Source organism: Ciceribacter lividus, from assembly GCF_003337715.1.
In the GTDB taxonomy this organism is placed as follows: Bacteria; Pseudomonadota; Alphaproteobacteria; order Rhizobiales; family Rhizobiaceae; genus Allorhizobium; species Allorhizobium lividum.
The window spans coordinates 122,298-135,879 of the sequence record NZ_QPIX01000002.1 but is presented as its reverse complement, the minus strand read 5'-3'; the positions used below and the strand labels follow the sequence as shown (position 1 = coordinate 135,879).

Annotated in this window: 16 protein-coding genes; 11 read left to right on the top strand and 5 right to left on the bottom strand. The window is 65.5% G+C overall.

Annotated features, from left to right (window positions below; genetic code table 11):
* Positions 1 to 44 precede the first annotated feature (44 nt).
* The gene (locus DFR48_RS04540) at positions 45 to 485 is read right to left on the bottom strand and encodes a GNAT family N-acetyltransferase (protein WP_114361972.1); all 441 of its coding nucleotides are present in this window, start codon (positions 483 to 485) and stop codon (positions 45 to 47) included.
* Entirely contained in the window at positions 485 to 886 is a 402-nt protein-coding gene (locus tag DFR48_RS04535; RefSeq protein ID WP_210205954.1) for a rhodanese-like domain-containing protein, read from the bottom strand. The genes DFR48_RS04540 and DFR48_RS04535 overlap by 1 nt, the downstream gene beginning before the upstream one ends.
* 84 nt (positions 887 to 970) lie before the next feature.
* Between DFR48_RS04535 and ftrA the strand changes: the two genes are divergently transcribed.
* Entirely contained in the window at positions 971 to 1,963 is a 993-nt protein-coding gene (gene ftrA / locus DFR48_RS04530) for a transcriptional regulator FtrA (RefSeq protein WP_114361970.1), read from the top strand.
* Between the two features lie 12 nt (positions 1,964 to 1,975).
* Here ftrA and DFR48_RS04525 read toward each other — a convergent pair whose 3' ends face one another.
* The 3 genes from DFR48_RS04525 to DFR48_RS04515 form a co-directional block, all read right to left on the bottom strand.
* Positions 1,976 to 2,278: an AzlD family protein gene (locus tag DFR48_RS04525; RefSeq protein ID WP_114361969.1), complete on the bottom strand. Its 303-nt coding sequence runs from the start codon at positions 2,276 to 2,278 to the stop codon at positions 1,976 to 1,978.
* Positions 2,275 to 2,982 (bottom strand): AzlC family ABC transporter permease, encoded by a 708-nt coding sequence (locus DFR48_RS04520; protein WP_170141801.1) that lies wholly within the window; start codon positions 2,980 to 2,982, stop codon positions 2,275 to 2,277. Before DFR48_RS04520 ends, DFR48_RS04525 begins: the two co-directional genes overlap by 4 nt.
* A 71-nt stretch (positions 2,983 to 3,053) precedes the next feature.
* On the bottom strand, positions 3,054 to 3,911 hold the full coding sequence (locus tag DFR48_RS04515) for a helix-turn-helix domain-containing protein (protein WP_114361967.1): 858 nt from the start codon (positions 3,909 to 3,911) through the stop codon (positions 3,054 to 3,056).
* Positions 3,912 to 4,028: 117 nt separating this feature from the next.
* On the opposite strand from DFR48_RS04515, the gene alr reads away from it, so the two are divergent.
* From alr to cysS, 10 genes are all read left to right on the top strand, one after another.
* Complete coding sequence (gene alr, locus DFR48_RS04510) at positions 4,029 to 5,195, top strand: alanine racemase (protein WP_114361966.1); 1,167 nt, start codon at positions 4,029 to 4,031, stop codon at positions 5,193 to 5,195.
* A gap of 76 nt (positions 5,196 to 5,271) precedes the next feature.
* Positions 5,272 to 5,526 (top strand): type II toxin-antitoxin system ParD family antitoxin, encoded by a 255-nt coding sequence (locus tag DFR48_RS04505; protein ID WP_114361965.1) that lies wholly within the window; start codon positions 5,272 to 5,274, stop codon positions 5,524 to 5,526.
* Positions 5,510 to 5,824 carry a type II toxin-antitoxin system RelE/ParE family toxin gene (locus DFR48_RS04500; RefSeq protein ID WP_170141800.1) on the top strand — a complete coding sequence of 105 codons (315 nt, stop codon included), beginning with the start codon at positions 5,510 to 5,512 and terminating at the stop codon, positions 5,822 to 5,824. Before DFR48_RS04505 ends, DFR48_RS04500 begins: the two co-directional genes overlap by 17 nt.
* A 3-nt stretch (positions 5,825 to 5,827) precedes the next feature.
* The gene (radA, locus tag DFR48_RS04495) at positions 5,828 to 7,231 is read left to right on the top strand and encodes a DNA repair protein RadA (RefSeq protein WP_114361963.1); all 1,404 of its coding nucleotides are present in this window, start codon (positions 5,828 to 5,830) and stop codon (positions 7,229 to 7,231) included.
* An 89-nt stretch (positions 7,232 to 7,320) separates the two neighbouring features.
* Entirely contained in the window at positions 7,321 to 7,956 is a 636-nt protein-coding gene (locus DFR48_RS04490) for a CvpA family protein (protein ID WP_114361962.1), read from the top strand.
* Positions 7,957 to 8,091: 135 nt separating this feature from the next.
* Positions 8,092 to 9,582: an amidophosphoribosyltransferase gene (gene purF / locus DFR48_RS04485; RefSeq protein ID WP_114361961.1), complete on the top strand. Its 1,491-nt coding sequence runs from the start codon at positions 8,092 to 8,094 to the stop codon at positions 9,580 to 9,582.
* A gap of 200 nt (positions 9,583 to 9,782) precedes the next feature.
* On the top strand, positions 9,783 to 10,523 hold the full coding sequence (locus DFR48_RS04480; protein WP_114361960.1) for an SDR family NAD(P)-dependent oxidoreductase: 741 nt from the start codon (positions 9,783 to 9,785) through the stop codon (positions 10,521 to 10,523).
* A 64-nt stretch (positions 10,524 to 10,587) separates the two neighbouring features.
* On the top strand, positions 10,588 to 10,809 hold the full coding sequence (locus tag DFR48_RS04475) for a DUF6500 family protein (protein ID WP_114361959.1): 222 nt from the start codon (positions 10,588 to 10,590) through the stop codon (positions 10,807 to 10,809).
* A 43-nt stretch (positions 10,810 to 10,852) separates the two neighbouring features.
* Entirely contained in the window at positions 10,853 to 11,740 is an 888-nt protein-coding gene (locus DFR48_RS04470) for a DMT family transporter (RefSeq protein ID WP_114361958.1), read from the top strand.
* Between the two features lie 205 nt (positions 11,741 to 11,945).
* On the top strand, positions 11,946 to 13,451 hold the full coding sequence (cysS, locus tag DFR48_RS04465) for a cysteine--tRNA ligase (RefSeq protein WP_114361957.1): 1,506 nt from the start codon (positions 11,946 to 11,948) through the stop codon (positions 13,449 to 13,451).
* The last annotated feature ends 131 nt before the right edge of the window (positions 13,452 to 13,582 follow it).

Genomic DNA, 13,582 nt, shown 5'->3' with positions numbered 1-13,582 from the left:
GCGGGTGAACGTCAGGTCCATTGCCCGTCGCGAGTTTCGGCGTCTCAGGAGATCGCGAGACTGAAGCGGGCCTTGGCATGCCAGACACCGCCTTCGCGCTCGTAGAACCGGATCGCGTCCCGGTTCCAGTCCGGTGTCTGCCATTCGAGACGATCCGCGCCGGATGCGCGCGCCTCATCGACGACATGCGCGAAAAGCCTGGCTCCCGTTCCCTTGCCGCGACCGGATGCGCGGACGAACAGGCAGTCGAGATGAGCAAAGCGGCGGGCCCGCCACAGCGAGTGATCGAAGGTCAGGGCGGCATATCCCTGCAAGCGATCGCTTTGCGCGACGAAGAGGCGAACGGGAATATGCCTCTCGGTCAGCAGCCGCAGAAGCTCCTCTCGCGTGATTCCGGCCGTCGTTCGCTCATAGGCGGCGTGTTCCCGGATCAGTTCGAGGAGGTCGTCGGCGTGCTGCGACGCCGCCTCACCCACGACGAGCATCACGGCGCCTCTGCGGCCGCGAGTTCAAAGCCCTCGTCCAGCCAGCCGGTTATGCCGCCGGCCATGATCTTCACCGGGCGGCCGAGGCCGGCAAGCCGCAGTGCGCCGCGGGCGGCGCCGTTGCAGTGGGGTCCGGCGCAGTAGGTGACGAAGATCGTATCTTCCGGCCACTCCGACATGCGGTTGGCGGTGATCTTCCCATGCGGCAGCCCGACCGCTCCCGGAATGTGCCCCTTCGCATAGAGGGCGGGGCTACGAACGTCGAGCAACACGAAGTCCGCGCCTCTCGCCAGGGCATCGTGAACGTCCCAGCAATCGGTTTCAAAGGAAAATTCGGCGGAAAAGTGCTCTTGGGCAATGTTGCTCGGAGCGGGTTTCACGGCAGTCACGGCAGAGGTCATCACTTGGTCTCCTTTCGACGCGGCAAACATCGAACGAAACGCCGGCGTTGCAAATTGGCAGGAATGACAATATGCGTGTAAATCATGACAAACCCTGCTCCGACAACCGGCCCTCTCGTCGTCGCTCTCGTCTACGACGGCCTGTGCACATTCGAATTCGGCATCGTGACCGAGATCTTCGGTCTCAGCCGCCCGGAGATGGGACCGGGCTGGTACCGCTTCGCCACCTGTGCGGTCGATGAGGGGCCGATGCGAGCCCATGGTGGCCTGACCGTGACTGCGGACGGCGGCATCGATCGCCTCGACGAAGCCGACATCATCGTCGTGCCCGGCTGGCGTGGTGTCGACATGCCGGTGCCGGATGGGCTGCTTCGGCAGCTGCGGGCGGCGCATGCGCGCGGCGCACGGCTGGTTTCACTCTGTTCCGGCGCCTTCGTACTTGCGGCGACCGGTCTTCTCGACAAGGGGGTCGCCACGACACACTGGCGTTATGCGGATGCCCTGCGCCGCAAGCACCCCGGCCTCGTCGTCGACGAAGCTTCCCTTTACAGGTCGCATGACGGGATATTTACGGCGGCCGGCAGTGCCGCCGGCATCGACCTCCTGATCGAGATGATCCGGCACGACTTCGGTCCTGCAGCCGCCAACTCGGTCGCCCGACGGCTGGTGATGCCCGCCCATCGTTCCGGCGGGCAGGCACAGTTCCTCGAACGGCCGGTCGCACTCCGTGAAGGCGCCGAGATCGCGCCGCTGCTCGACGCCATCCGCGGCGACCTCGCCCGCGACTGGACCATCGCCGAAATGGCCCGCCTCTGCCGCATGAGCGATCGCACCTTCCAACGCCGCTTTTGCGACGCCACCGGCATGGCGCCCGGCGAATGGCTGGTGACCGAACGGGTAACGCTGGCGAAGCAGTTGCTCCGCCGCGGCACGGCCCGGATGGAGGAGATTGCCATCGCCGCCGGCTTCGGGTCCGCTCACACGCTCCGGCACCATTTTCGCCGGAAGCTCGGGATCAGCCCCACGGAGTTCCGTGCCCGGTTCATCGCCGAGGATCTGGAGCCGACCGCGGCGTGACAAGGGCCGAGGTCAGAGACCTGCCGCCCTCAATATCGCCACGGCCGCGACGCCGAGTGCGGTTGCGGCAAGCAGCGGCAGGCGCAGCGCCGCTAGTGCCGTGACGACCGCGGCGATCGTCTCCGCCGGTCCGGTGGCGAGCGCCGTGGGTGCGACGACTGCCATCAGCACCGCCGGCGGGATCGCCTCCATCGCCCGCTTCTGCCGGCGGTCCAGCGTCAGGAAACCGAAGAGGACGAGCCCGCCGATGCGGGTTGCGGCGGTTGCGAGCGCCATCACGAGGATCGCGAGAAAGGTCTGCGGATCGAGCGTCATGCCGTGACCTCTTGGCCGTCGGGCATGAGGACGGCCGTGGCGACACCCGCGAGCGCGCCGGCGAGGATATACCAGACGCCCGGCACGGCCGCATGCACCAGCACGGCAGACAGCCCACTTGCAAGGAGTACCAGTCCGGTGCGCGCGCCCTTCCAGAAATTCATCACCAGCACGATGAAGACGGCGCAGAAGACAAAGTCGAGCCCGGTGACGGCCGGATCGCCGAGGAAGGCGCCGGCGAGCGAACCGGCGAGGCCCGACGCCACCCAGGCGAGGTAGAACGGAATGACGGCGCCGGCGTACCAGAGCGGGGTGAGCCTCGCGCCCGCCGCGTGGGTTTCGGCAACCGCCCAGCCTTCGTCGGTCAGGAAGAGCACCGAGAGATACTTCCGCCAGCCGGGAAAGTGCCCGAGCTTCGGCGCGAGCGACGCGCTCATCAGCACGTGGCGGATGTTGACCAGGAAGGCGGAGACGCCGAGTGCCGCCCAGCTCGCCGGATGCGTCCAGATGTCCATGGCGACGAACTGCGAGCCGCCGGCGAAGACCAGCGCACTCATCAGCGTCGCTTCGAGCGGCGAAAGGCCGTTGCCCGCCGCGGCCGCCCCGAAGACGAGGCCGATCGGGATCACGGCTGTAATCAGCGGCGCCATGCGGCGCATGGCAGAGAAAACTTCGGCGGCGCGGCCGCCACGATGGTCCGGCATGTCAGGCATCCTGTTGTCGATGAGACGTCTCTCATAGGCAGGAGGAACGGACGGGTCTTGAAGGAAAGTGATCAGCCCTTGCGGAACTGGCCCGGCGTGACGCCGGTGCGCGCCTTGAAATGGCGGCTGAAATGCGCCTGGTCGGCGAAGCCGCAATCGAGCGCGACGTCGGCGATCGGGCGGCCGAGCCGCAACAGGATGCGCGCCTGCCGCACGCGGATGTCGGTGAGGAAGGCGTGCGGGGTGATGTGGAATTCCCTGCGGAAGGCGCGGATCAGGTGCGCCCGCGACAGGCCGGCCGTCGTCGCGAGTTCGTCGAGGCCGACGTCTTTCGCGAAATTCGCAGTGAGATGGTCGCGCACCCGCCAGACGGCGCTGCGTTCCCGGGTGTCGATGGGTGAGATGCGCCGGCTGCCGTGGCGGACGAAGATCGCCGCGAGCACCGAGAACATGCTCTCCTCGGCCTCGAGCGCGCCGACATTGTCTTCCAGCGCCCGATGCGCCCGGTGGAAGGCCTGCGCCAGCTCCGGGTCGAGCGGCGTGCCGCGGGCGAAAGCGGGCGTCCCGTGGCAGGCCTTGCCGGTGACGTCTTCCAGCACGTCGCGGTAGAGCGTCTCGCCCGGGTAGATCATGCGGTAGCGATAGCCTTCGGCGCCGGGCGCGCCGTCATGCACGACTTCCGGATTGATGAGGTAGAGATGGCCGGGGCCGGTCTCCTCGCGGCTGCCGCGGATGCGCGCAATCTGGCTGCCGCTCTCGATCGCTCCGATCGAGAAGGTGTCGTGGGCGTGCGGCGCGTATTCGTGGGTGCGGAAGGTGGTGCTCAGGCACTCCATGCCCGCGAACCGGCCGTCGCGCCAGAAATTGGTGCGTTCGGCCGTCGTCAGCGGCATGCCGCTCGCCGCCTCTGTCTGCGAAACGTTGTGCATCGCAAAATATTACCGCACTCGACCATTCCAGTCTTGAACAAAAGTGATAGGGTCGGGCCGTCGCCGGGTCGTCTCTCCGACCCTTTTCGCTTCTCCCCATACGATGCATAGTGCCAGATGACCGCTCTCACCGAAATCCCGGAGCTTCCCGAAGACTTCCTCAATGCGCCGCTGCGGCTCACGGTCGATCTCGGCGCGCTCGCCGACAACTGGCGCGACATGGCGCGGCGCTCCGGCAGCGCGCGCACCGCGGCGGTGGTGAAGGCGGACGCCTACGGCATGGGGATCGAGGACGCCGGCACCACGCTTTACGAGGCGGGCGCGCGCGACTTCTTCGTCGCCGTCCCTTCCGAAGGGGCGACGCTGCGGGCCTATGCGCCGGACGCGCGCATCTTCGTGCTCTCCGGCCTCTGGCCCGGTGCAGAAGAGATCTTCTTCGAGAACGACCTCGTGCCGGTGATCGCCTCTGAGGAACAGCTCGCGCTGTGGATGGCGGCCGTCTCCGAACGCGGCGACCACCCCTGCGCGCTGCATGTCGATACCGGCTTCAACCGGCTCGGCCTCAGCATGAAGGAAGCCTTCGAACTGGCCGGCGACGTATCGCGCCCGGCGAGCTTCTCGCCGGTCCTCGTGCTCAGCCATCTCGCCTGCGCGGACGATCCGTCGTCGCCGATGAACCGCCGGCAACTGGAATCTTTCCGCGAGGTTAGCGCCGCTTTCGAAGGGATCGAATCAAGTCTTTCAGCTTCTGCTGGAATTTTCCTCGGGTCCGATTACCACTTCGACCTGACCCGTCCGGGCATCGCGCTCTACGGCGGCGAGGCAGTCAACGGCGTCGAGAACCCGATGCGCCCGGTCGCCAAGGCCGAGGCCCGCATTCTCCAGGTCCGCGAGGCCGCGGCGGGCGAAACGGTGAGCTATGGCGGCACCCTGACACTTCAGCGCGACAGCCGGCTCGCGATCGCCGCGGCCGGCTATGCCGACGGCTATCTGCGCAGCCTCTCCCGCAGCGGCGTTCCGCTCCGCGAGACCGGTATCGCGGGCGCCTGCGGCTTCATCGCCGGCAAGCGCGTTCCGGTCGCCGGCCGCGTCACCATGGATCTCACGATCTTCGACGTCACCGACCTGCCGGACGGCGCCGTCAGGGCCGGCGACTATGTCGAGCTTTTCGGCCCGAACATGCCGCTCGACGAGGTCGCCCGCGCCGGCGGCACGATCGGCTACGAAATGCTCGTCGGCCTCGGCCTTCGCTACGAGCGGCACTATCTCGAAGACGAGAATTGACCTCTGGCAGCCAAGGGTTTGTTCTGCTATTGTTCTCAAGAACAAACCCTGCACCATCTGCTGAACGGAGCCAACCGTGCCAAACATCCAGTTGAATAAGCGCGACGAGAAGTTCGTCGAGAAGCAGATCAGCTCGGGCCTCTATGGGAGCGCCGACGAGGTGGTGACTGCAGGTCTCCGGCTCTTGCGCGAACGGGACGAAGCAGACCTTCGCATGCTCATCCAGGAAGGGATCGATGACGTGGAAGCCGGCCGCGTCTACACTTATGAAAGTGCCGAGGAGTTCCTGGCGGATTTGCAGCGCGCCGAGAACGATGCCCAAAAGCCGTGAGGTTGTCTGGTCGAGAAAGGCACGGCAGGATCTCCGGTCGATCTATCGCCATATTGCAAGGTTCAGCCCTGTCGCGGCCAATCGGTTTGCGCTCGACCTCTACAATAAGATCGAAAACCTGGCACGGCTCGGCCTCACCGGCACGAGCATGAAAGATATGGGCGACGACATTCGTGTCTTCGCCTATCGAGACCGGCGCTTTTTTGTCCGTGTCACGGATGAAACCGTCACTGTCCTCCGCGTGATGCACGGGCGCCAGGACACCACCACCGAAAATCTCCCCGAAAGCGATACCTGATCCATGGCCAAAGCCCGAACCCAATTCGTCTGCCAGAACTGCGGCACCGTCCACACGAGATGGGCGGGCAAATGCGACGGCTGCGGCGAGTGGAACACCATCGTCGAGGAAGACCCGATGGGCGGCATCGGCGCCGGCCCCGGCAAGGTGCCGAAGAAGGGCCGGCCGGTGACGCTCACCTCGCTCTCCGGCGAGATCGAGGAGGCACCGCGCATCCCGACCGGCATGGCCGAGCTCGACCGGGCAACCGGCGGCGGCTTCGTGCGCGGCTCGGCGGTGCTGATCGGCGGCGATCCGGGCATCGGCAAGTCGACCCTTCTGATGCAGGCGGCGGCGGCGCTGTCGCGCAAGGGCCGGCGCGTCATCTACGTCTCGGGCGAAGAGGCGGTCGCGCAGGTCCGGCTGCGGGCGCAGCGCCTGCAGGCGGCCGAAACCGACGTGCTGCTCGCTGCCGAGACCAATGTCGAGGACATTCTCGCCACGCTCGCTGAAGGCAAGCGGCCCGACCTTGTCATCATCGATTCCATCCAGACGCTCTGGAGCGACACGGCCGATTCGGCGCCCGGCACCGTCACCCAGGTCCGCACCGGCGTGCAGGCGATGATTCGTTTCGCCAAGCAGACCGGCGCCACCATGGTGCTCGTCGGCCATGTCACCAAGGACGGCCAGATCGCCGGACCGCGTGTCGTCGAGCACATGGTCGACGCGGTCCTCTACTTCGAGGGTGACCGCGGCCACCACTACCGCATCCTGCGCACCGTCAAGAACCGCTTCGGCCCGACCGACGAGATCGGCGTCTTCGAAATGTCGGACCGGGGCTTGCGTGAAGTCGCCAATCCGTCCGAGCTATTCCTCGGAGAACGCAACGAAAAAGCCCCGGGAGCGGCCGTCTTCGCCGGCATGGAGGGCACGCGGCCGGTGCTCGTCGAGGTGCAGGCGCTGGTCGCCCAGACCTCGCTCGGCACGCCGCGACGGGCCGTCGTCGGCTGGGATTCCTCCCGCCTGTCGATGATCCTCGCGGTGCTCGAGGCCCATTGCGGCGTGCGGCTCGGCAGCCACGACGTCTACCTCAACGTCGCCGGCGGATACCGCATCTCGGAACCCGCCGCGGACATGGCTGTGGCCTCTGCCCTGGTTTCCTCGCTGGCCGGACTTGCCCTTCCCGCCGATTGCGTCTATTTCGGCGAGGTCAGCCTGTCCGGCGCCGTCCGGCCGGTTGCGCACACGGCCCAACGGCTGAAGGAAGCGGAAAAGCTCGGCTTTGCACGTGCGGTGCTGCCTTCGGCCTCGCCCGATCTGCCGAAAGGCACGGCGGGGCGGTGGAGCGAGATCGAAAGCCTTCCTGACCTGGTCGCGCGCATCGCCGGGTCCAGGGTGAAGGCCGGAGAGGGCACGGACGGCAACTGATCCTTTTTCGGCCGCAATGCGGAGTATGGGATCACCGAACGCGATGACGATCACGCAGGCCGGGGCCGGCCGTCTTGGAGTTGATTTAGATGCCCATCACTATTTTTGACGGTATTGTCATCGGCGTTGTCCTGTTTTCCGCCGTTCTCGCCATGGTTCGCGGTTTCTCCCGCGAGGTGCTCTCGATCGCAAGCTGGGTCGGCGCCGTCGCCGCCGCCTACTATCTGCATCCGCTCGTGCTTCCCTACATCAAGAACTACACGAGCGATGAGCGCATCGCGCTCGCCGGTGCCGCCGGCATCGTCTTCCTGATCGCGCTGATCGTCATCTCCTTCATCACGACGCGCATCGCCGACTTCATCATCGACAGCCGCATCGGCGCGCTGGACCGGACGCTCGGCTTCCTCTTCGGTGCGGCCCGCGGCATCCTGCTGCTGGTGGTCGCGGTCGCCTTCTGGAACTGGCTGATCGACGTCAAGCATCGCCCCGACTGGGTGAACAACGCCAAGTCGAAGCCCTTCCTCGACGCGCTGGTCCTGAAGCTCGAAGCGGTGCTGCCGGAAGACATCGAGCCGCAGCTGCGCGCCCGCATCCTCGGCAAGGAACAGGCCGACGGCGAGGCGCCGGCAGAGCAGGCTCCCGCCGATCAGGCGCCGGCCGGACAGGCGGCGCCGTCGCAGACTCTCGCCCCGCCGGCAGAAACGACGCAGCCGGCCGGAAACTGACGGGCAGCGGCGGCTGCCGCTTCCTATATAGAACATGAAAGCCATCGGGCGCCGCCGGAGCGGGATCATCCGGCGAAAGCGCCCCGAGAACCGTGTATAGTGTACCTGTCCCGCACCGAGCAAAGGCCTGCTTCCATGACCCAGTCTGAATTTACCTCCCTCGAAGACGGTCTCGACGGCGACACCCTGCATGAGGAATGCGGGGTGTTCGGCATTTTGGGACATCCCGACGCGTCGACGCTGACGGCGCTCGGCCTGCACGCGCTCCAGCACCGCGGCCAGGAAGCGGCCGGCATCGTCTCCTTCGACGGCCAGCAGTTCCACACCGAAAAGCACATGGGCCTCGTCGGCGACCACTACACCGATCCGGCGACGCTGGCGAAGCTGCCCGGTACGGTCGCCATCGGCCACACCCGCTATTCGACCACCGGCGAAGTGGCGCTCCGCAACGTGCAGCCGCTGTTCGCCGAGCTGGAAGAAGGCGGCATCGCCATTGCCCACAACGGCAATTTCACCAACGGGCTGACGCTTCGCCGGCAGATCATCGCGACAGGCGCCATCTGCCAGTCGACCTCCGATACCGAAGTCGTGCTGCATCTGATCGCCCGCTCGCGCCATGCGTCGACCTCCGACCGCTTCATCGATGCGATCCGCCAGATGGAAGGCGGCTATTCGATGCTGGCGATGACCCGCACCAAGCTCATCGCCGCCCGCGATCCGATCGGCATCCGGCCGCTCGTCATGGGCGAGCTCGACGGCAAGCCGATCTTCTGTTCGGAAACCTGCGCGCTCGACATCATCGGCGCGAAATTCATCCGCGACGTCGAGAACGGCGAAGTCATCATCTGCGAGATCCAGCCGGACGGCTCGATCAGCATCGATGCCCGCAAGCCGAACAAGCCCCAGCCGGAGCGGCTCTGCCTGTTCGAATACGTCTATTTCGCCCGGCCGGATTCGGTCGTCGGCGGTCGCAACGTCTATACGACCCGCAAGAACATGGGCATGAACCTCGCCAAGGAAGCGCCGGTCGAAGGCGACGTCGTGGTGCCGGTTCCGGACGGCGGCACGCCGGCCGCCCTCGGCTATGCCCAGCAGAGCGGCATCCCCTTCGAATACGGCATCATCCGCAACCACTATGTCGGCCGTACCTTCATCGAGCCGACGCAGCAGATCCGCGCCTTCGGGGTGAAGCTCAAGCACTCCGCCAACCGCGCGATGATCGAGGGCAAGCGCGTCGTGCTGGTCGACGATTCGATCGTGCGCGGCACCACCTCGCTCAAGATCGTGCAGATGATCCGTGACGCCGGCGCCAAGGAAGTGCACATCCGCGTCGCCTCGCCGATGATCTTCCACCCCGATTTCTACGGCATCGACACGCCGGATGCCGACAAGCTGCTCGCCAACCAGTATGCCGACGTCGACGCGATGGCGAAGTATATCGGCGCCGATTCGCTCGCCTTCCTGTCGATCGACGGGCTCTACAAGGCGGTCGGCGGAGCGCCGCGTGATCCGGAACGCCCGCAGTTCACCGACCATTACTTCACCGGCGACTATCCGACCCGCCTGCTCGACCGGGAAGGCGAAAAGGTCGGCCGCAAGGTTTCCATGCTGGCCAGCAACGGGTGATGAATACAGCCACCCTCCCCTTGAGGGGGAGGGTCGGACCGAAGGTCCGGGGTGGGGTGACCTCTTCTGCTGTTGCCGCTCACCCTCTCCCGCAGCTTCGTTGCGACCTCCCCCTCAAGGGGGAAGTAAGGTGCGGGCCGCACCGCCTGAATTCCTATCGTCGGTGTGGCATTGCACCGCTTCTCCGGGAGAATTCTTATATGACAATCGACCTGAAGGACCGCATCGCGCTCGTGACCGGCGCATCGCGCGGCATCGGCTATTACACCGCGCTCGAACTCGCCAAGGCCGGCGCGCATGTCATCGCCTGCGCACGCACCGTCGGCGGGCTTGAGGAACTCGATGACGCGATCAAGGCCGTCGGCGGTTCGGCGACGCTGGTGCCCTTCGACCTCGCCGACATGCAGGCGATCGACACGCTCGGCGCCTCGATCTTCGAGCGCTGGGGCAAGCTCGACATTCTCGTCGCCAATGCCGGCATTCTCGGCGTCATCTCGCCGATCGGCCATGTCGAGGCGAAGGTCTTCGAAAAGGTGATGACGATCAACGTCACGGCCACCTGGCGGCTGATCCGCTCGATCGAGCCGCTGCTCGTCAAGTCCGACCAGGGCCGTGCCGTCATCATGTCATCGGCGGCCGCGCACAAGTGCCGGCCGTTCTGGGGCCCCTACTCCGCCTCCAAGGCCGCCGTCGAGGCGCTCGCCCGCACCTGGGCCGGGGAAACGCAGCGCCTGCCGTTGCGCGTCGTCTCGGTCGATCCCGGCGCCACCCGCACCGCCATGCGCGCTCAAGCCATGCCCGGAGAAGACCCCTCGACGCTACCGCATCCGTCCGAGGTCGCCGCCCGGATCCTGCCGCTCTGCGGACCGGAGCTCACCGAGACCGGCAAGCTCTTCGTCGTGCGCGACGGCAAGCTCAAGGACTATCGCCTGCCGGAGTGAAGCGAGCCGGCAAGCAAACAGGGCGGGCTTCCGCCACGCTGAACTCCCTGAATGGCGGTCGTAGATGCGAGAGAGCCTCAGACTGAAGATCATCGAGGTTTGTGACCGGAAGGTCGCGGAAAAAGGTCCGGGCGTCGGCCTGTCCTTCTACGCCTTCTTCGCCAACAAGAACGATGACCCGGAACTTCTAATGGAAGCAGCGGAATGGTGGATACGCACCCATCGGTTCGACCACTTCGAGAAAGCAGTGAAGATCAGGCGGATGGTCGAAACGCAAGGGTCTTGACCCGCCCCGCCCTCAGACATCCACTCAGACCAGGGCCACACCCATGCAGCCCCGCGACATCGCAGCCTATTCCTTCCTTTCGCTCGCCTGGGGGCTTTCCTTCCTGCTGCTGCTGAAGGTCGTCGAAGCCTTCGGCTGGATCGGCGCCGTCACCTTCCGCTGCTTCCTCGCCGGTCTGATCCTGCTCGTTGCGGCGAAGGTGACCGGACGCCGGCTTGATTTCTCCGCCGGTCGCCTGCCCTTTATCGTGGTCGGGGCCACGACGGTCGCCGGCCAGCTCGTCGGCCTTTCCTATTCCACGCCGCTGATCGGCACCGCCATGGCCGCGATCTTCGTCGCGGCGATCCCGCTCTTTTCGATGATCATCGGCCAGCTCTGGGGGATCGAGCGGATCACGCCGGCGCGCGTCGTGGGCCTCGTGCTCGGCACGCTCGGCATCGTGATGCTGGTCGGCTTTCCGGCGGCGCCGATTAACGGCACCTTCGTGCTCGGCTGCGCGGGCATGCTGTTTTCGACCTTCTCGGCGGCCTTCGGCAGCAATTATGCGAGCCGCCACCTGAAGACCACCGGCGCATGGGAGGTGACGATCGGTTCCTTCCTCTCGGGCGGCCTCCTCACCCTGCCGCTCGTCTATCTGGTTCCGGTGCCCGGCACACCGGCTCCGATCGACTACCTCTACCTCGTGGTGCTCGCGGGCGTGATGAGTTCGCTCACCTATGTCGTCTATTTCGGCCTCGTCTCCCGGATCGGTGCGACGCGCGCGATCAGCGTCGAATTCGCCGTCACCGTCGTCGCCGTCCTCGTCGGCGCGGTGGTTCTCGGCGAGCGACTCACCACCATCCAGTTCGCCGGGGCGGCGGTGATCATCGCCGGCTGCGCCATGGTGCTCGGCCTCCTGCCTCTCAGGTTCAAGGCAGCGGCCGCACCCTGATCGTGACGCTGGCGGGAACCCGAGGCATGGGCCCTTGACCAATCACAGCCGGCGCGCCATAACGCTGGCCATGAAAACGACGATCTGCATTTGCGGGATTATTATTCGCTAGCGCAACCGCTGGCCCGGCCGTTTTCGTCTCCTGAACAGTCCCAGATGACAAACGACCCGGCCCAGCCGGCAGTTTGATTTTGGGAGACATTCGATGGCCGCGAGCCTCAAGCTTTACAATACACTGACGCGCGAAAAGGCCGATTTCGAGCCGATCGACCCGACGAACGTGCGCATGTATGTCTGCGGCCCCACCGTCTACGACTTCGCCCATATCGGCAATGCGCGCCCGGTGATCGTCTTCGACGTCCTCTACCGGCTGCTCCGGCATGTCTACGGCGAAGAGCACGTGACCTACGTGCGCAACATCACCGACGTCGACGACAAGATCAATGCGCGCGCGCTGCGTGATTTCGGCGGCCGGATCGCCGACGGCTCGATGAGCCTCAACGAGGCGATCCGCGCCGTGACCGAGAAGACCGAGAGCCAGTTCCACAAGGATGTAGCGGCGCTCGGCACGCTGCCGCCCAATGTCGAGCCGCGGGCAACCGACAACATCCCGCAGATGATCGAGATCATCCAGCGGCTGCTCGACGCCGGCCATGCCTATGTGGCGACGGGTGCCGAGGGCCAGGAAGTGCTGTTCTCCACCGCCTCGATGCCGGATTACGGCAAGCTCTCGAAGCGCAAGCTCGAGGACCAGCAGGCGGGGGCGCGCATCGCCGTCGAGGCGCACAAGCGCAATCCGGCCGACTTCGTGCTCTGGAAGGAATCGGCCGCAACCGAGCCCGGCTGGACCGCCGCCTTCACCGTCGCCGGCAGCGCCGTCTCGATCTACGGCCGTCCCGGCTGGCATATCGAGTGCTCGGCGATGTCCGACCGCTATCTCTGGCAGGAGGCCCGCGACCGGCTGTCGCCGAAGGGAAAGGCGAAACCGCACCAGTTCGACATCCACGGCGGCGGCCTCGACCTCATCTTCCCCCACCACGAGAACGAGATCGCCCAGTCCTGCTGCGCCTACAACACCCATGTGATGGCGAATGTCTGGATGCACAACGGCTTCCTGCAGGTCGAGGGCCGCAAGATGTCGAAGTCGGAGGGCAACTTCGTCACCATCAACGAGTTGCTGGAAACGGAGAAATTCGGCGGTCGCAAATGGCCGGGCGAAGTGCTGCGGCTCGCCATGCTGATGACGCACTATCGCGAACCGATCGACTTTTCGGTGAAGCGGCTGGAGGAGGCTTATGCATCATGGATGAAATGGCATCGGTTCATTGAAGAAGCTTACTCCGAGGAGGAACTTTCGAAAATAGAGTTGGAAGACGAAATTCTTTCAGCGCTGAGCGATGACTTGAACACATCGGGCATCAAAGCGCATTTTGACCGTCTCTCAAAAGGCGAGCCCACCGAAGCGAGACGAAAGGCTCTGGCTAAGAATCTGGACTTCTTGGGACTTTTTACAAGACGGATTGATCAGGATGAGGAACTGCTCGGTCAATTTGACGCGCTCATCGCTCGCCGCCTCGACCTCCTAAAGGCCAAGAACTTCGCCGAAGCTGACAGTATCCGCGATGATCTTCTGGCTCAGGGCATCCAGCTCAAGGACGGCAAGGACCCCGTCACCGGCGAGCGGGTCACGACCTGGGAGGTCAAGCGGTAATCATGTCGGCACTGGCGGCGCTCGATACCCCCCTCTGCCCTGCCGGGCATCTCCCCCACAAGGGGGGAGATCGGGATGTTGCGCCGTCGCCAACCATCGCTGACGGTCCTGCCCGGAGCCGTCGGGAAGGT